The sequence below is a fragment of the Umezawaea sp. NPDC059074 genome (genome assembly GCF_042738955.1).
Taxonomy (GTDB): Bacteria; Actinomycetota; Actinomycetes; order Mycobacteriales; family Pseudonocardiaceae; genus Umezawaea.
The window spans coordinates 69137-88290 of record NZ_JBHYHC010000017.1; the positions used below are offsets into that span (position 1 = coordinate 69137).

Sequence of the window (19154 nt, forward strand, 5' to 3'; positions counted from 1 at the left end):
GGTTCGGGTCTTACCGGCCCTCCACAGGCGTTTTACCTCTCCGCCAGCCCGGCGGCGAGGATGTTCCTGGCGGCATTCACATCTCGGTCATGCACAGCACCACACCGGCACGTCCACTCCCGGACTTCCAAGGGCAGCGACTCGACCCGCATCCCGCAGTCGGAGCACAGCTTCGACGACAGGAACCACCGATCAACCACGACCACAGTCCGGCCGTACCAGCCTGCCTTGTGCTCCAGCATCGATCGGAACTCCGACCAAGCGGCATCACTGATAGCGCGGGCCAGCCTGTGGTTCTTCACCATGGTTCGCACGCTGAGGTCCTCGATCACGACCGTTTGGTTCTCACGGACGAGTTGGGTGCTCAGCTTGTGCAGATGATCCCGCCGCCGATCGGCGATCCGAGCATGAACCCTGGCGACCTTCAAGCGAGCCTTCGCTCGGTTGTTCGCACCCCTGTCCTTCCTCGCCAGGGCACGCTGCGCCTTCGCGAGCTCCCTGCGGTCGGCACGCTCATGACGCGGGTTGGCGATCTTCTTCCCGGTGGACAGCGTGGCGAAGGTGGCGATACCCGCGTCCACCCCGACCACCCGGTCAACGGCGGGCAGAGGTCGCACAGTCGGGTCGGTGACCAGGATGGACACGTGCCAGCGACCTGCCGCGTCCCGCGACACCGTCACGGAGGTCGGCTCGACACCGTCCGGCAGGGGCCGGGACCACACGATGTCCAAAGGCGCGGTCTGCTTGGCCAACGTGATTCGCCCGTCGCGGTAGGTGAACCCGGACCGGGTGTACTCCGCGGAGGCTCGCGACTTGCGTTTCGACTTGAACGTCGGGAGGCGGGAACGCTTTGCGTAGAACGCCATGTACGCACTTTGCAGGTGCCGCAGCGGTACGCAGGACACCTCGTTGAGGAATCCCAGTTCGTCGGTTTTCTTCCACGCTGTCAAGGCAGCAGACGATTGCACGTAGGTCATCGATCGAGACTCGGTGGCGTAGACGCGGGTGCGTTCTTCCAGTGCCTTGTTGTAGACCAGTCGAACGCAGCCAAAGGTGCGATCGAGCTGCTCGGCCTGTTCGGTTGAGGGACGGAATCGATACTTGAACGAACGCTTCACTCCCCCCGCGTTCACGACCTGAACAATACCGCACGATCACGCAAACCCACTTCCAGAGAGAGGAGCGGGCGCTTCCCCGCCCCATCAAGAGGTGGGAGTATCCGCGCCCTACAACCACATGACGGTCTCGGCCACCCCGGACACCATCGAGCAGGAGTTGATCGAGTTCCTGGAGACCCGCACGAAGACGGGCTGGACGGCCACCCGCGACCTGTTCGGCGAGGGCGGGCTGTCGTCGTTGTTCGCGATGGAACTGGTGGTGCACCTGGAGCAGCGGTACGGCATCGCCATCGCGGGCGCGGACCTGAAGCTGGCGAACTTCCGCACGGTGAAGGTGATGGCGGAGCTGGTCGTCCGGCTCCGCGACGAGGCCTGAGGGGCGGGGGACGGCGTCCCCCGCCCGCCTAGGCGGTCTTGCGCCGCACCAGCGTCAGCCCGTCGGCCACGGTCAGCAGCACGACGTCGACCGACTGGTCGTCGCGGATCAGGGCGTTGACCTTCCGCACGCCCTCGGTGTCCGGATCGGACACCGAGGGGTCGGCGACCCGGCCGAAGAACAGCGTGTTGTCCAGCACCACCAGGCCACCGGGCCGCACCAGCCTCACCGCGCGCTCGTAGTAGGCCGGGTAGCCCGCCTTGTCGGCGTCGACGAACACCAGGTCGAACCCGTCGGCCTCACCGCCGTCGAGCATCGCGTCCAGGGTGGACTCGGCCGGTCCGACCCGCAGCTCGATCCGGTCCGCCACCCCGGCCCGCCGCCAGAACGGGACGCCGATGTCAGCCCAGCGCCGGGTGATGTCGCAGGTCACCAGACGCCCGTCGGACGGCAGCGCCCTGGCCAGGCAGAGCGTGCTGTACCCGGTGTAGGTGCCCAGTTCCAGCACCGACCGGGCGCCGAGCAGGCCCACCAGCATCCCGAGGAACTGGCCCTCCTCGGGCATCACCTGCAACGAGCGCCCGCCCGGCAGTTCCGCCGTCTGCTCCCGCAGTTCGCGCAGGACCTCGTCCTCCCGCAGCGACATCTCGCGCACGTACCCGGCCAGCGCCGGGGAGACGTCCACCTGCTCAGCCACGGGTCACCGCCACCGCGGCGAGGTCGACCGCGTCGAGCGCCACGACCGGCGACACCGGCCGCGGTTCGGGCAGCAGGTGCAGCCGCAGCACGCCCTCCGCCGACGGCCCCAGTGCTGTCAGGCACCCGCAGGCGTCGTCGTCGAACCCGGCGAACCGGTAGGCGATGTCCATCATCCGGTTGCGGTCGGTCGGCCGGAAGTCGGCGGCCAGGTGCGCACCCGCCCGCGCGGCCCGGTCCACGATCCAGTTGAGCAGGGTGGTCCCGGCGCCGAACGCCACGACGCGGCACGACGTGGCCAGCAGCTTGAGGTGCCACACGTCCGGAGTCCGGCGCAGCAGCACGATCCCGACGGCGCCGTGCGGCCCGAACCGGTCGGACATGGAGACGACCAGCACCTCGTGCGCCGGATCTGCCATCAGCCCGCGCAGCGCGGCGTCGTCGTAGGGCACGCCGGTCGCGTTCATCTGGCTGGTGCGCAACGTCAACTCGGCCGCGCGGGCCAGTTCCCGCTCGGTGGCGCGCACCACGGACATGCGCAGGTCCAACGTGCGCAGGAAGTCCTCGTCCGGGCCGGTGAACCCCTCCCGTTCGGCGTCCCGGCGGAACCCGGCCTGGTACATCCCTCGCCGGCGCGCGGAGTCCTCGGTGATCACCGGTGGGCTGAACTCGGGCAGCCCGGCCAGGTCCGCGGCCTGCTCGGCCGGGTAGCAGCGCACGGCGGGCAGGTGGAAGGCGACCTCGGCGCGTTCGGTGGGCTGGTCGTCCACGAACGCGATGGTGGACTCGGCGAAGTTCAGCCGGTCCGCGATGTCCTTCACCGAGGCCGATTTCGGGCCCCAGCCGATCCGCGGCAGGACGAAGTACTCGGCCAGCCCCAGCCGTTCCAGGCGGGCCCACGCGAGGTCGTGGTCGTTCTTGCTGGCCACCGACTGGAGGACGCCGCGCGCGTCCAGTTCGGTGATCACCCGCCGGACCGCCTCCGGCACGACCACGTCGTCGCCCTCGGCCAGCGTTCCCCGCCACAGCGTGTTGTCGAGATCCCACACCAGGCACTTCACGATCACCCGATCGTCGGTCATGCCTCTCCGTTCCCCTCAGCCCGTGCTGAAGTCGGTGTCGAGCAGTGCGAACAACTCGTCGGCGCTGGCGGACTCCAGTTCGCCGCCGCGCGCGGGCCCGCCGCGTTCGTCCCAGCGCCGCACCAGCGCGCGCAGCCGAGCACCGACCTGCTCGTCGGCGGGCAGCCCGTCCAGCACACCGGTGAGGCGGTCGAGTTCGGCGAGCGCGAGCGCCACCGGGTCCGGCGGCGCGCACAGCCGTTCGTGCAGGTGCCTGGCCAGCGCGGCGGGCGTGGGCTCGTCGAACACGATCGTCGCGGCGATGGCCAGCCCGGTCGCCGCGACCAGCCGGTTGCGGAACTGGACGGCCAGCAGCGAGTCGAACCCGGCGGCGGCGAACGGCGCGTCGGCGCGGACCTCACCGGCCCCGCCGTGCCCGAGAGCGGCCGCCGCCTGCTCGGTGACCAGGGCCAGCACCGTCCGCAACTGCTCGTCGCCGGACAGCCCGGCCAGCCGCTCCGCCAGCCCGTCACCGCCCGTGGCGTCCCGCCGCCGGGCCTCGCGGGCCTCGGGCAGGTCGGCGAGGAGGTTCAGCTGGCGCGGCGACGACACCGCGGCCACGACCGACGTCCAGTCGACGTCGAGCACGGCGGCCTCGGGCTGGTCGTGGTCCAGGGCGTGGCGCACGGCGGCCATGAGGTCGTCCACGTCCACCGCCCGCTGCCGCGGCTCCCAGCCGCCGACCGCGACCGCCACGGCCCGTTCCCCCGCCGCCCGCGCGGCCACGGCCGCTCCGGCGTACCGGGCACCGGCCGCGCCGTGCCGGGCAGCGCCCCACAACCCGTTGAGCGGGTGCAGCACGACGACCGCGGCGGCGGTCGGAAAAGCTGCCAGGGCAGTGAATTCCACGTCCGGCAGCACGCCCGCGGGTGGCTCAGCTCCGAGTACGTGGACGACCGTGTCCGGCTCCCCCTCGACGCCGTTGCGGTCGAACCAGGCCGTCAGCTCCGCCGTGAGGTCGGCGTCGGCGCCCCGCACCACGACCCGGCCGGGCCGCCACGACCGCTCGGCACGCGGCGGTGAGCCGAACGGGACCAGCCTGCGGACCCGGACGCCGTCGGCCCGCACGCGGAGCTGGTCCTCGTCCCCGCCGAGCACGCCCGCGAGGCGGTCGAGCACCGCCGCGTCGACCTCGGCGGGCAGGTCCACCAGGCCGCCCCAGCGTTCCGGCTGCTCCAGGCCGAGCACCCGGCCCAGGCCCCAGACGCGGGCCTGGTCGGGGTCGTGCTCGGCGTCGGTCGTGACGCACCACAGCGGGGTCTCCGGGTCCAGGCGGCGCACCAGGTCCAGCGTCGCCTCGGGCGGCAGCATCGACACGACGCCCACCGCCATCCCGATGTCGGCCGGGTCCGCCACGACCCGTGCACCGGGCAGGTTCGCGGCGGGGTGGCCCCCGGCCGGGGTGACCACCACCCAGCCGTCGAGCGTGCGCGGTTCCGGGTCGGGCAGCGCGCGCCAGTCCACCCGGTAGGCGAGCCGCCGCGCCGGGGCGGCACCCGACCGGCCCGGCGCGGGCAGCCAGTACCGCTCGGTCTGGAACGGGTACGGCGGCAACGCGACCAGCCGCCCCGCCCCGGTGATCGGGTCCCAGTCCACGTCGGCGCCCGCGACCCACGCCTCGGCCAGCGCGGTCCGCAGCCTGCGGCGGCCCCCGTCGTCGCGGCGCAGGGTGCCGAGCACGGCGACCGGCCTGCCCGCCACCGTGCCCTCGATCGCGGCGACCAGCACCGGGTGCGGGCCGACCTCCACGAACACGGTGTGGCCACGGGTGATCAGCTGATCGGTGGCCGCGCCGAAGCCGACCGGTTCACGCAGGTTGCGGTACCAGTACTCGGCGTCGAGCGAGGTGCCGTCCACGAACTCGCCGCGCACGCTGGACAGCAGCGGCACGTCCGCGGCGCGGGGCGTGATCCCCGCCAACGCGGCGAGCAGTTCGTCGCGCAGCGGTTCCACGTGCGCCGAGTGGGCGGCGTAGTCGACCGGGATGGACCGGGCCCGCAGACCGTCCCGCGCGCAGTCGGCGACGAGTTCGGCCAACGCCTCCGGCTCCCCCGCCACCACGACGGCGTCCGGCCCGTTGACCGCCGCGACCTCGACCCGCCCGGTGAACCGGGCCAGCCGCTCCCGCGTCACGGCCTCGCCCGCGGCGACGGCGACCATGCCGCCCCGCCCGGAGATGGCCAGGATCGCCTGGGAGCGCAGGGCGACCACCCGCGCACCGTCCTCGAGGGACAGTGCTCCCGCCACCACGGCGGCGGCGATCTCGCCCTGCGAGTGCCCGACCACTGCCGCGGGCTCGACTCCGCACGACCGCCACACCGCCGCCAGCGACACCATCACCGCGAACAGGGCGGGCTGCACGACGTCGACCCGGCTCAACGCCGAGTCGTCGCCCAGGACGTCCCGCAACGACCAGTCCACGTGCGGCGCCAACGCCCGCGCGCACTCGTCCAGCCGTGCCGCGAACACCGGTTCGACCTCGGCCAGGCCCAGGGCCATGCCGGTCCACTGCGTGCCCTGGCCGGGGAACACGAACACCACGCCACCACCGGTGGCCTGGCCGCGCACCACGTTCGGCGCGGTGTCCAGCGAGCCGACGAGGTCGCCGACCACGACGGCCCGGTGCTCGAACCGCGGCCTCGCCGCCAACGTCCGCGCCACGTCCGCCGGGGCGGAACCGCCGTCCCGCAGGAAGTCCGCCAGCCGGACGGCCTGGTCGTCCACCGCGCGCGGAGTCCTCGCCGACAGCAGCAGGGGCAGCGCGTCGTCCGCCACGGGCTCGACGGCCTCGGTCGGGACGTGTTCGAGAACCACGTGGGCGTTGGTGCCGCTCATGCCGAACGCCGACACCCCCGCCCGCCGCGGCCCGTCCCACGGCCGCGGTTCGGTCAGCAGCACGGCGTCGCCCGCCGTCCAGTCGACGCGCGTGGACGGCTCGGTCGCGTGCAGGGTGCGGGGCAGGACGCCGTGCCGCATGGCCATGACGACCTTGATGATCCCGGCGATCCCGGCGGCGGCCTGGGTGTGGCCGATGTTGGACTTCACCGACCCCAGCCCGAACGGCCGGTCGCGGTCCTGCCCGTAGGTGGCCAGCAGCGCCGTCGCCTCGATCGGGTCGCCGAGGGTGGTGCCGGTGCCGTGCGCCTCCACCAGGTCCACGTCGGACGGTCGCAGGCGCGCGTTGGCCAGTGCTTGCCGGATGACCCGCTGCTGCGCGAGGCCGTTCGGCGCGGTCAGCCCGTTGGACGCGCCGTCCTGGTTCACCGCGCTGCCGCGCACCAGCGCCAGCACCGGGTGGCCGAGGCGGCGGGCGTCGGACAGCCGTTCCACGACCAGGACGCCGACGCCCTCGGACCAGCCGGTGCCGTCGGCGCCGTCGCCGAACGACCGGCACCGCCCGTCCGCCGACAGGCCGCGCTGCCTGCTGAACTCGACGAACAGGTCCGGGCTCGCCACCACGGCGGCACCGCCGACGAGCGCGAACGAGCACTCGCCCGAGCGCAACGACTGGCCCGCCAGGTGCAGCGCCACCAGGGACGACGAGCACGCCGTCTCCACCGTGACGGCCGGGCCCTCGGTGCCGAGCGTGTAGGCGATCCGGCCGGACGCCACGCTGGTGACCGTGCCGGCGAGCAGGTGCCCCTCGACCTCGCCCGCGGGTCCGGAGCCGTAGCCCTGGCCCGCGACGCCGACGAAGACGCCGCCCGTGCTGCCGCGCAACGCCGACGGGTCGAAGCCCGCTCGTTCCAGTGCTTCCCAGCTCGCGGTGAGCAGCAACCGCTGCTGCGGGTCCATCGCCAGCGCTTCACGAGGTGAGATGCCGAAGAACGCGGCGTCGAAGTCGCCCGCGTCGGCCAGGAACCCGCCGCCGCGGGTGTAGAACGTGCCCGCGTGGTCGGGGTCGGCGTCGTACAGCTTCCCGAGGTCCCAACCGCGATCGTCCGGCAGGTCCCCGATCGCGTCCCGCCCCTCGTCGACGAGCCGCCAGAGGTCCTCGGGACTCGTGACACCACCGGGGAACCGGCACGCCATCGACACGATCGCCAGGGGTTCGTCCGTCGACACGGCCGCGGGCACCACGTCGTCCGGAACGCTGTCCCCCAGTGAAGCGGCGAGCGCGGCGATGGACGGGTGGTCGAACACCACGGTCACCGGCAACGCGCGCCCGGTGCGTTCCACCAAGCGGTTGCGCAGGTCCACGGCCATGAGCGAGTCGAACCCGAGGTCGCGGAACGACCGGTCCACGTCCAGGGCGGCGGACCCGTGACCGAGCACCTCGGCCACCAGCTCCATCACCTCCCGCTGCGACGGGGCTTCCGCCACGAAGTCCACAGTGGACTCGACGGGTCGTGCCTCCGGCAGGTCGCGGAACAGTGCGCTGGGCCGGGTCGCGGTGAACGGCGGCAGGAACCGCGCCCAGTCCACGTCCGCGACGACGATCGCCGTCTCGTCGCGGTCGAGGGCGTCCTGCAACGCGGCCAGTGCGAGGGCCGGTGGCATCGCGGACAGGCCGAGCCGCCGGACGCGCTCCCCCGTCCCGCCCGCCGCCATGCCCGGACCGGCCCACGGGCCCCACGCCACCGACGTGGCCTTCAGCCCGCGCCGCCTGCGGTCGACGGCGGTCGCGTCCAGCGCGGCGTTGGCGGCGGCGTACCCCGCCTGCCCGCCGCTGCCCCAGATCGCGGCGACCGAGGAGAACAGCACGAACGCGTCCACGTCACCGACGAGGGCGTCCAAGTGCTCGGCGCCCAGCACCTTGGCCGCCGTCTCCGCGGCCAAGTAGTCGGGCGTGCAGTCGGCGAACGGCCGGTCCGTGGCGATCCCGGCGGCGTGGAACACGCTGGTGAACGGTCCCGCTACCGCGACCAGCCGTTCCACCTGCTCGCGGTCGGAGACGTCGCACGCGCGCACGGTCGTCGGCACGCCGAGGTCCGGGGCCTCGCCACCGGATCGGCCCACCAGCACCAGTTCGTCGGCGCCGTTCTCGGCCAGCCACCGGGTCACGTGCCCGCCGAGCCCGCCGGTGCCGCCCGTGACCAGCACCCGGCCGCGGGGCGTCCAGCGTGATCCGGGTCGGCCGCGGTCCGCCCGCACCAGCCGCCGCGCCCGGACGCCGTCCGGGCGGATCGACACCTGGTCCTCGCCGGAATCCCCGTGCAGCACCGACACCAGGTCCGCCACGTCGGCGTCCGGCGACCAGTGGACGAGACCGCCCCAGCGGTCCGGGTGCTCCAACGCCGCGACCCGACCCATGCCCCACAGACGGGCCTGCCGCGGGTCGTCCGGGTCGGCGAGCACCCACACCGGGGCCTCGGCACCGGCCACCACGTCCACCAGGTCCTCCGGCGCGCAGCCGGGCAGCACCAGGACTCCGGCCGGGTCTCCGGAGCCCAAGTCGATCCGGTCCGCCCCCGGCATGTCCCCGACGAGCCGCCACGACCCCCGACGCGGAGCGTCGACCGAGATCGGCACCCACTCGACGCGATACCGCAACCGGTCCACCGCGGCCGTCGCGGCGAACCGGCCGCCTGGCCAGAACCGCCGCCGCTGGAACGGGTACAGCGGCAGGTCGACGTGCCCGCCACCCGCGAGCCAGCGCACGGGGACACCCCGCACGTGGGCGTGGGCGAGCGCCCCGACCACCGTCCCCACCTCGGACCGGTCGTCGCGCAGCAGCGGCACGGCCCCGTCGACCAACGTCGACAGCACCCCACCGGGGCCCAGCTCGAACACGGTCCCGGCGTTCAACGAGCGGACGCCGTCGGCAAACCGGACGGTGTCGCGGACGTGCCGCACCCAGTAGTCCGGCGACCGCAACTGCTCGGCCGTGGCCGCAACGCCGGTGCGGTTGGAGATCACGTCGAGCAGCGGCGCCCGGTACGTCAGCCCGGCCGCGACCGTGCGGAACTCCGCCAGCACCGGGTCCATCCGGGCGGAGTGGAACGCGTGGCTGACCGGCAGCCGCTTGGTGCGCCTGCCGCGGGCGCGGAAGGCGTTCGCGACCCGTTCGACGGCCTCGGTGTCGCCGGACAGCACGACCGCGTTCGGACCGTTGACCGACGCGAGGTCCACGTCCTCGCCCGCGACCTCCGCCTCGGTCGCCTCGACCGCGATCATCGCCCCGCCGGGCGGCAGCGCGTCCATCAGCCGTCCGCGGGCCGCGACCAGGTCGACGGCGTCGGCGAGGTCCAGCACGCCCGCCAGGTGCGCGGCCGTCAACTCCCCCACGGAGTGCCCGAGCAGCACGTCCGGAAGGACCCCGCGGTCCTCCAGCAGCCGCGCCAGCGCGACCCCGACGGCGAACAGCGCGAGCTGCGTGTAGCGGGTCCGGTCGAGCAGGCCGTCGCCGCCGTCGGCCATCACCTCGCGCAACGGCCGGTCGAGGTGCGGGTCGGCGAGCGCGCACACCTCGTCCAGCGCGGCGGCGAACACGGGCTCCGCCGCGGCCAGTTCCGCGCTCATCCCGACGCGCTGGCTGCCCTGGCCGGGCAGCAGGAACGCGATCCGCCCCGGCTCGCCCGCGACACCGGTGGTCGTCCGCTCGCCGAGCACGGCGCGGTGCGGCAGGTGCGCGCGCCGAGTGGCCAGCGCGTCGGCGAGGTCCGCGCGGTCGCGGACCTGCTCGACCTGGGCCCGCAAGGCTTCCGGGGACGCGGCCGACACGAGCAGCGGCGTGGGCAGCCCCGCCGGGCGGGGCGCGGGAACGGGCGCGGGCGGGGCGCTTTCCAGGATCACGTGGGCGTTGGTGCCGCTGATGCCGAACGCCGACACGCCAGCCCGGCGCGGACCGTCGTGCGCGGGCCACGGTTCGCGTGCGGTGACCAGCCGCAGGACGTCGGGGTCCCAGTCGACCTCCGGGTTGAGGTCGGCGGCGTGCAGGGTCGGCGGCAGTTCGGCGTGCCGGAGCGCCAGCACGGTCTTGATCACCCCGGCCACGCCCGCCGCGGCCTGCGTGTGGCCGATGGCGGACTTGACCGCGCCCAGCAGCAACGGCCGGTCGCGCCGCCCGTAGGCCGCGCGCACCGCGTTGCCCTCGACGGGATCGCCGAGCCGGGTGCCGGTGCCGTGCGCCTCCACGACGTCCACGTCGCCCGCCGCCACGCCCGCGTCGGCCAGCGCGGCGGCGATGACCCGCTGCTGCGACAGGCCGTTCGGCGCGCTGAGGCCGTTGGACGCGCCGTCCTGGTTGATCGCGCTGCCGCGGATCACCGCGTGCACCCGGTGACCGCGGGCGTGCGCGTCGGACAGCCGCTCCAGCACCAGGACGCCGACGCCCTCGGACCAGCCGGTGCCGTCGGCGTCGGCGGAGAACGCCTTGCAGCGGCCGTCCGGGGACAGACCGCGTTGCCTGCTGAACTCGGTGAACAGCCACGGCGTGCTCATCACCGTCGCGCCACCGGTGATCGCCTGTTCGCACTCGCCGCGCCGCAGGGCTTGCACGGCCAGGTGCAGCGCGACCAGCGACGCCGAGCACGCGGTGTCCACGGTCAGCGCGGGGCCCCGCAAGCCGAGCACGTAGGAGATCCGCCCGGACAGCACGCTCGCGAGATTGCCGGTGAGCTGGTGGCCCTCGGGGACGTCCGGGTCGCCCGCCAGCGCGACCGGGTAGTCCTGGCCGTTGGTGCCGACGAACACGCCGACCGCACGGCCGCGCAGGTCGGTCGGCGCGATCCCGGCGTCCTCCACGGCGTGCCAGGTGGTCTCCAGCAGCAACCGCTGCTGGGGGTCCATCACCAGGGCTTCCCGCGGTGAGATGCCGAAGAAGTCGGCGTCGAAGTCCGCCGCGCCGCTCAGGAACCCGCCTTCCCGGCAGTAGCTCGTGCCGGGGTGGTCCGGGTCGGGGTGGTAGAGCGCGCCGACGTCCCACCCGCGGTCGGTCGGCCACGGGCCGATGGCGTCCCGCCCGGACACCAGCAGCCGCCAGAGGTCGTCGGGGGTGTGGACGTCGCCGGGGAACCGGCACCCCATGCCCACCACGGCGATCGGCTCGTGCTCCGCCACGGCGACCCGCGGCGCGACCGGAGTGTCGACGGGGGTGTCCGCGGGGGCGTCGAGGTGGTCGGCGAGCGCTTGCGGCGTCGGGTGGTCGAACAGCGCGCTGGTGGGCAGGCGCAGGCCGAGCGCGGCGTTGAGCCGGTTCCGCAGCTCCAGCACGGTCAGCGAGTCCAGGCCCAACTCGGCGAACGCGGTCCGCACCGGCACCGCGTCGGCGGACGCGTGCCCCAGCACGGCGGCGAGGTGCGTGCGGATGACCTCCAGCGTGGCCCCTCGGGCCACGGGAGGTGTTGTCGCGCCGGGGAGTTCGGCGAACAGCGCGGTCCGCAGCCCGGCGGCCTCGGCGTACCGGCGCCAGTCGACGTCGGCGACCACGGTCAGCGGGTCGGTGACCCGGCCGATCAGCTCGACGGCCCGGTCCGGGTCCATCCCCGGCAGGCCGCGGGCGGCGAGCTTCGCGGCGAGGGCGTCCTCCAGCATCCCCGGCCCACCCCACACGCCCCAGGCGAGGGAGTGGCCCGGCTGCCCGGCCGCCCGGCGGCGGGCGATGAGCGCGTCCAGGGCCGCGTTCGCGGCGGCGTAGTTGGCCTGACCGGCGTTGCCGACCACACCCATGACGGAGGAGAACACGACGAACGCGTCCAGTTCGCCCGCCAGCTCGTGCAGGTGGGTAGCGGCGGTGACCTTGGCCCGCAGCACGGACTCCAGCCGTTCCGGGGTGAGCGAGTCGAGCGCGGTGTCGTCGCGGACGCCCGCCGCGTGCACGACGGCGTCCACCGGGTGCTCGGCCAGCAGCCGCGCCACGGCGTCGCGGTCGGCCACGTCGCACGCCAGCGCGGTGACGGCCGGTCCGAGGTCGGGCAGGCCGGGGGTGTCCGGGCCGCGACGGCCGACCAGCAAGACCTTCTGCGCCCCCGCGGCGACCAGCCAGCGGGCGACGGTCGCGCCGAGCCCGCCCGTGCCGCCGGTCACCAGCACGGTGCCCCGAGGTCGCCAGCCGTCCGACGAGCGCAGTCCCGGCAGCAGCCTGCGGCCGTGCAGACCGGTCCGGCGGACCGCGAGCTGGTCCTCGTCGGTCGTCGTGAGCGCGGCCAGCACGAGGGCGGCGGCGGCCGCGTCCAGGTCGCGGGGCAGGTCGATCGCGCCGCCCCAGCGGTCCGGGTGCTCCAGGCCGAACGACTTGGCCAGCGCGACGGTCGCGGCCCGCACCGGATCGGCCAGGTCCTCCGTCCCGTCCACGGCCACCGCGCCGCGGGTCAGCACCCACAGCGGCCGGGTCGTCGACCGCGCCAACTCCACGGCGGCCCACAGGTCGGTGTGCTCGCCCAGCGACAGGACGCCCTCGTAGTCGCCGTCCGGCGCACCGTCGGTGGTCACGTCGAGGCCCGCGTCCCGCAGGGCCGTGACGACGTCGTCGCCGGAGCCGACCGCCAGCCACCGCCCGGTGGGGGTGGCCTTCGGCGTGAGCCTGCGCCAGCCGATCCGGTAGCACCAGGAGTCGTCCACCGCGATCGCCGGACGGGCGGGGTCGAGCCAGAACCGGTCGCCCCGGAACGGGTAGGTCGGCAGGTCGACGTGCCCGGTCACGCCGTCGAAGAACGGCGTCCAGTCGACCTCGACGCCGTGGACGTGCAGCCTGCCCACGGCCGTGACGAACTGGCGGGGCCCGTCCTCGTCGCGCCGCAGGGTGCCCGTGACGACCGCGTCCGGCACCGATTCCGCGACCCCCGGCGTCAGCACGGGGTGGGCGCTCGCCTCCACGAACGCGCCGAAACCGTTGTCCGCCAACACGGTGACGGCCTCGGCGAACCGGACCCGCTGCCGGAGGTTGCGGTACCAGTACCCGGCGTCCAGGTCCGCGCCCTCGGCCCAGTCCGCCGTGACCGACGACAGGAACGGCACCCGTGCCGCGCGCGGGGTGATGCCGTCCAGCGCCTCGCGGACGTCCTGTTCGATCCGTTCCACCTGCTCGGAGTGGGACGCGTAGTCGACCGGGATCCGACGGGCGCGCGGAACCAGCGCCAGGACCGCCTCCACCCCGGCGACGTCGCCGGACACCACGACCGACGACGGGCCGTTCACCGCCGCCACCGACACGCCGTCCGGGAGCAGCGCGCGCACCTCGGCGGGCGACAGCGGGACGGACGCCATCGCACCGCTCCCGGCGATGGCGAGGATCGCCCTGCTGCGCAACGACACCACGCGGGCACCGTCCTCGAGGGACAGTGCTCCCGCGACCACGGCGGCGGCGATCTCGCCCTGCGAGTGGCCCAGCACCGCGTCCGGCTCGACGCCCACCGAGCGCCACAGCTCGGCCAGCGACACCATCACCGCCCACAGCACGGGTTGCACGACGTCCACCCGGTCCAGTGCCGCCGCGTCATCGAGGACCCCGGTCAGCGACCAGTCCACGAACGGGTCCAGCGCGGTCTCGCACGCGGCCATCGACCGGGCGAACACCGACGACCACGTCACCAGGTCACGGGCCATCCCGACCCACTGCGACCCCTGGCCGGGGAAGACGAACACGACCTTGCCACCGTCGCCCGTGCCGACCGCAGGGGTCCGCAGGCCGTCCAGCAGCTCCGCGCGGTCGGCTCCCACCACGACGGCCCGGTGGGCGAACGCCGTGCGCGTGCGGACCAGCGACGCGGCCACGGCGGCGACGTCGAGCGCGGGGTCCGCCTCGACCCGTGCCAGCAGCCTGGCGGCCTGCTCCCGGACCGCGTCGGCCGTACGGGCGGACAGCACCCACGGCCGGACGTCGGCGGGACGGGCCTCCGCCGGAACCTCCTCGGGGGCCTCCTCCAGCACGACGTGCGCGTTGGTGCCGGAGACGCCGAACGACGACACGCCCGCGAACCGGGGCCGGTCCGACCTCGGCCACGGCCGGGGTTCGGCGAGCAGGGCGAGGTGCCCCCGCGTCCAGTCCACCCGCGACGACGGGACGTCCGCGTGCAGCGTCCGGGGCAGCAGCCCGTGCCGCAGCGCCAACACCGTCCTGATCACGCCGACCACCCCGGCGGCGGCCTGAGTGTGGCCGACGTTCGACTTCAGCGAGCCCAACCAGGCCGGGTGGTCGGCGTCGCGGCCCTGCCCGTAGGTGGCGAGCAGGGCCTCCGCCTCGATGGCGTCGCCGAGCACCGTGCCCGTGCCGTGCGCCTCGACGGCGTCGACATCGCTCGCGGCGATCCCGGCGTCGGCCAGCGCGGCCCGGATCACCCGCTGCTGCGACGGCCCGTTCGGAGCCGTCAGCCCGTTGGACGCGCCGTCCTGGTTCACCGCGCTGCCGCGCACGACGGCGAGCACCCGGTGACCGTTGCGCCGGGCGTCGGACAGCCGTTCCAGCACCACGACGCCGACGCCCTCGGCGAGCCCGAACCCGTCGCCCGCCTCGGCGAACGCCTTGCACCGCCCGTCCGGAGCGAGCGCGCCGAGCTGGGAGAACTCCACGAACACCTCCAGCGAGGGCAGCACGGTCGCCCCGCCCGCGAGTGCCAGGTCCGTCTCGCCGGAGCGCAGCGACCCGACCGCCTGGTGCAGCGCCACCATCGACGACGAGCACGCCGTGTCGACGGTGATCGCCGGTCCTTCCAGCCCCAGGGCGTAGGCGACGCGCCCGGAGGCGACGCTGCCGGTCGAGCCGGTGAACCCGTAGCCCTGCAACCCCGACGCCGGGTCGAGCCGCGTCCCGTACCCCAGCGTGTACAGGCCGGTGAACACACCGGTGCGGCTGCCGCGCAACGACTCCGGCACGATGCCCGCCGACTCCAGCGCCTGCCACGACGTCTCCAGCAGCAGCCGCTGCTGGGGGTCCATGGCCAGCGCCTCCCGCGGCGAGATCCCGAAGAACGCGGCGTCGAACCGGTCCGCGTCGTGCAGGAACCCGGCCTCGCGCTGGTAGTTGCGGCCCGGTGTGCGCGGACGCGGGTCGTAGCCCGCCGCGTCCCAGCCGCGGTCCACCGGGAACGGGCCGACCGCGTCCACGCCGTCGACCAGCGACCGCCACAGGTCGTCGGGTCCCCGCACGCCACCGGGCAGGCGGCAGCCCATGCCGACGATGGCGATCGGGTCGTCGTGCGCGCGCACCGGCCGGACGGGTACCCGGTCCTCGGTCCCGGCCAGGTGCTCGGCCAGCCGGACCGGCGTCGGGTGGTCGAACACGACGCCCGCGGGCAGCGGGACGCCGAGCGCGCGCACGAGCGCGGCCCGGACCTCCATCGCCGTCGCGGAATCCAGGCCCAGCTCCACGAAGGACCGTCGGCGATCGGCCGCGGACAACGGGCCGCCGCCGAGCACGGCCGCCGTCACCGAGCACACCACGTCCACCACCGCGGGCCGGTCCGGCGCGGCCACCGGGGCCTGGTCCGGCGGCTCCGGGAAGCCCGCGGGCGGGGCCGCGCCGTCGGCGTTGACGGCCCAGTCGGCGACGGCGCCCGCCACGTACAGCTCGCCCAGCGCCGCGAACACGGCCCGCGGCCCGCCGTGCCCCCGACGCAGCGTGGCGCACACCGCGCTCGTGCTCCCCGCCTCCTCCACCAGGTCGAGCATCGCCCCGGTGAGCAGCGGGTGCGGGCCGACCTCCAGCAGCACGTGCCGCCGACCGCCTGCCAGCAGAGACCGCACCGCGTCCGCGAACCGCACCGGGTCGCGCAGGGTGCGGCACCAGTAGTCGGCGTCCATCGGCAGGTCGCCCAGCGGGCCTCCGGTGAACGACGAGTAGTACGGCAGGCGCGGGGGCCGGGGTCGCACCGGCTCGAGGTCCGCCCTCATGCGGGGCATGATCGCGTCGAACTGCGGCGAGTGGGTGGCCAGGTCCACGGCGGACCGGCGAGCGGACATCCCGGCCGCGGTCATCGCCGCCACCAGTTCCGCCGCCGCCTCGACGCCGCCGGACACCAGCACCGACGCGGGCCCGTTCGACCCGGCCACCACCAGGTCGCCGTCCCAGCGGCCGACCCACTCCCGTACCACCTCCAGCGGCGCGCCCACCGACACCACGTCACCGCGCCCGGCCAACGGCACCTGCGCGAGGCCTCGCAACGCCGCCACGCGCGCGCCGTCGTCCAGAGTCAGCCCTCCGGCCACCACGGCGGCCGCCACCTCGCCGAGGCTCTGCCCCACGACCGCCGAGGGCCGCACGCCCAGCGACTCCCACACCGCGACCAACGACACCTGCACCGCGAACAGCAGCGCCTGCACCACGTCGACCCGGTCCAGCATCGACCGGGTCGACGGGTCGGCCACGACCTCCGCCACCGGCCAGTCCACGAACGGCTCCAAGGCCTGCGCGCACTCGTCCATCCGCGCCCGGAACACCGCCGACCCGGCCATCAGCCCCGACGCCATCCCCGGCCACTGCGACCCGATGCCGGAGAACACGAACACCGGCTCCGTCGCGTCGGACACCGCCGTCACGACCGCCCGCCCACCCGCGAGGTCCGCCAGCGCGGCCTCCAGTTCGGCCCGGTCCCGCCCACCCGCCACGGCCCGGCACGGGCCGGCCGTCGCCGCCCGCGCCGACAGCCACCGCCCCACGGCGTCCACGTCCACCTCGGGCCGAGCCCTCGACCACGCCGCCAACCGCCCGGCCATCGCCCGAACCGCGGGCTCGCCGTCCGCCGACAACAACCAGGGCACCATCGCCTGTTCCCCGCCCGGCGTCACGTCCACCCGCTCGTCTCCCCGCGTTCGGCGCACGACCGGCCCGTCCGCCCGTGCGCCATTGCACCGATCACCACATAGCGCCCCGATAGCAGGACTTCCCGTGTGCCTAGTAGAGGCCTTCCACGCCGGTGCCGACCGCGGCCAGCGGGCGGACGTTGGCGACGCCGTCGGCCGGGAAGCCGGTGGCCGGGCGGTGGCGGATGGCCTCGTCGCGCTCCAGGACGTTGGGCAGGAACAGGTCGCGGTGCAGGACGGTGAGGCGGACCCGGCCGATCGCGCCGAGGGGCACGACGGTCCGGCCGTCGGCGCGGTCCACGACGGCCATGGTCACCTGCGGGTAGTTGGGTGTGTAGGGCATGAGGTCGCCGCCCCGCTCGACCGGCAGCCCGGCGGCGTTGCCGAAGGTGTTGCCGTAGCTCAGCCCGCAGACACCGCCGTCCAGCGCGGCGACGAACCGGCGGTACAGCGCGGGGCTGAGCTGGGTGCCGCTCAACCGCACGCCGCGCAGCCGGGCGACCGCCTCGGGATCCCTGCGCAGCATCGCTTTCAGGAGCGCGGGTGTGGTGTTGAGGTAGTCGATGCGGCCGCCCCCGAGCACGTCGAGGATCTGGTTGAGCAGGTGGTCGGTGTAGTCCGCGGCCTCGGCCAACCTGCCCGTGCCGATCAGGAGTTTCACCCACCGCGGGTCCATGTCGATCGTGTACGCCACACCACCGTGCAGCCCGGACACCTCCCAGGCGCCGTTGCCGATCAGGTGCGGACCGGTGGGTGTCGCCTGCAACCACCGGCGGTGGGGCTCGAAACCCTCGGTGACGAACGACCAGCGCCGCCAGACGCCGCGGTGCGCGATCATGTCCGGGGTGTAGAACACCCGGCACGGCGATCCGGTGGTGCCGCCGGAGTCCCACACCCGGCCCGCCAGCGGCCGCGGCACGGCCAGTGGCACGAAGTCGGCGGGATCGTTGTGCCGCAACAGGTCGAGGTCCGTCGGACCCAGCTCGGCCAGCTGGTCGTAGCGGGTGATGTCGCGCGGGTCGAACGGCAGCGCCTGCGCGGCGCGCACCCAGTACGGGCTGCCGGTGGCCGGGTCGAAGTGCCTGCGAACCACATCGCGGGTCCACGTGTCGAGGTCGGTGGCCAGCCAGCGGTCCACCATGGCGTCGCACTCGGCCGCCGTCAGCGCGGGCCCGGCCGGGTCCGGCGCGGTCACGGTGCGGCGCCAGGCTCGACTCCCAGCTCGTACGCGGTCAGCAGCAGCTTCTCCACGTCGTCCGGCCGCCGCACGTGCACCACCGGGAACGGGAACGACAGCAGCCCCTCCGGGATCGACCCGCCGATCACCACGCCCAGCTCCACGCCGTCCGCGGACATCGCCCGCGTCACCATGGTGAGGTCGATGGGGTCCACCGCGTTGCGCAGGAACACGTCCCGCACGTCCTCGGCGGTGGTGAGCCGCTGCTCGGCGAAGCACGAGTACAGCGGCACGGTGGGCGCGGCGAACGCCATGCCCTCGATGTGCGGGGCCAACGCGTCGCGCAGGTGCCTGCGCAGCGGGGTGTGCACGGCCACCGCGCGGCCCGGCAGCACGGTCACCTGCCCGGCGGGCCGGTCGTCTGCCAGGCGGCGCAGCGCGGCCAGGTGCCCGGCCAGCAGGTGCACGCCGTGCGCGTCGTCCGCCGTGCGGCCGAAGTAGCCCGCCAGGAACACCTCGCCGTCGACGACCAGTTCGGCGGCGGACTCCGGGGACGGCAACGTCCCGATGGCCAACCCCTCCTCGGGGCCGTCGGAGGGCTCCTCGTGCGCCCCGGACCGCATCAGGACGTCCAGGAACGCCTCTCGACCCACCGCGCCTGCCAGGCACGACGCGGTCATGGCGCCCAGGCTCAGCCCGCCGATCGCGCCCGGCCGGACCCCGGCCTCGACCAATCGGTCGTGCACGGCCAACGCCATCGCGGCTTCCCGCACCATCCCCACGGTCCGGCGCTCGCGCAACTCCACCGGCAGGTCGCCGATGAGCATCCGATCCACCGGGATCCCGGTCAGCTCGGCGACCTCGCCGTAGACGCGTCGCACGCTGGGGAACGCGTCGTGGAGTTCAGGACCGTGCGGCACCGCGCCGACTCCGCCGCCCAACAGGTATCCCAGTGTCATGTGCGCTGAGTCTGCGCACGGCGCATAGCG

The 19154-nt window shown here is 74.5% G+C and carries 7 protein-coding genes; 1 reads left to right on the plus strand and 6 read right to left on the minus strand.

Annotated elements, in window-relative coordinates; genetic code table 11:
• Nucleotides 1-32: 32 nt before the first annotated feature.
• Complete coding sequence (locus ACFWW9_RS10810) at nt 33-1133, minus strand: RNA-guided endonuclease InsQ/TnpB family protein (protein WP_390374444.1); 1101 nt, start codon at nt 1131-1133, stop codon at nt 33-35.
• A gap of 103 nt (nt 1134-1236) precedes the next feature.
• Here ACFWW9_RS10810 and ACFWW9_RS10815 point away from each other — a divergent pair, with 103 nt between their 5' ends.
• On the plus strand, nt 1237-1494 hold the full coding sequence (locus ACFWW9_RS10815; protein ID WP_390374446.1) for an acyl carrier protein: 258 nt from the start codon (nt 1237-1239) through the stop codon (nt 1492-1494).
• 28 nt (nt 1495-1522) lie between these two features.
• Here ACFWW9_RS10815 and ACFWW9_RS10820 read toward each other — a convergent pair whose 3' ends face one another.
• The 5 genes from ACFWW9_RS10820 to ACFWW9_RS10840 all read right to left on the minus strand — a co-directional run bounded on the left by ACFWW9_RS10820 (nt 1523) and on the right by ACFWW9_RS10840 (nt 19124).
• Nucleotides 1523-2191, minus strand: a complete 669-nt coding sequence (locus ACFWW9_RS10820; RefSeq protein WP_390374447.1) for an O-methyltransferase — start codon at nt 2189-2191, stop codon at nt 1523-1525.
• Entirely contained in the window at nt 2184-3272 is a 1089-nt protein-coding gene (locus ACFWW9_RS10825) for an HAD-IIIC family phosphatase (protein WP_390374449.1), read from the minus strand. Before ACFWW9_RS10825 ends, ACFWW9_RS10820 begins: the two co-directional genes overlap by 8 nt.
• A gap of 15 nt (nt 3273-3287) precedes the next feature.
• Nucleotides 3288-16979 (minus strand): SDR family NAD(P)-dependent oxidoreductase, encoded by a 13692-nt coding sequence (locus ACFWW9_RS10830; RefSeq protein ID WP_390374451.1) that lies wholly within the window; start codon nt 16977-16979, stop codon nt 3288-3290.
• A gap of 100 nt (nt 16980-17079) precedes the next feature.
• Nucleotides 17080-18183, minus strand: coding sequence for a hypothetical protein (locus ACFWW9_RS10835; RefSeq protein WP_390374453.1), 1104 nt, complete (start codon nt 18181-18183; stop codon nt 17080-17082).
• Nucleotides 18180-19124 carry a hypothetical protein gene (locus ACFWW9_RS10840; protein WP_390374455.1) on the minus strand — a complete coding sequence of 315 codons (945 nt, stop codon included), beginning with the start codon at nt 19122-19124 and terminating at the stop codon, nt 18180-18182. The genes ACFWW9_RS10835 and ACFWW9_RS10840 overlap by 4 nt, the downstream gene beginning before the upstream one ends.
• Nucleotides 19125-19154: the final 30 nt, after the last annotated feature.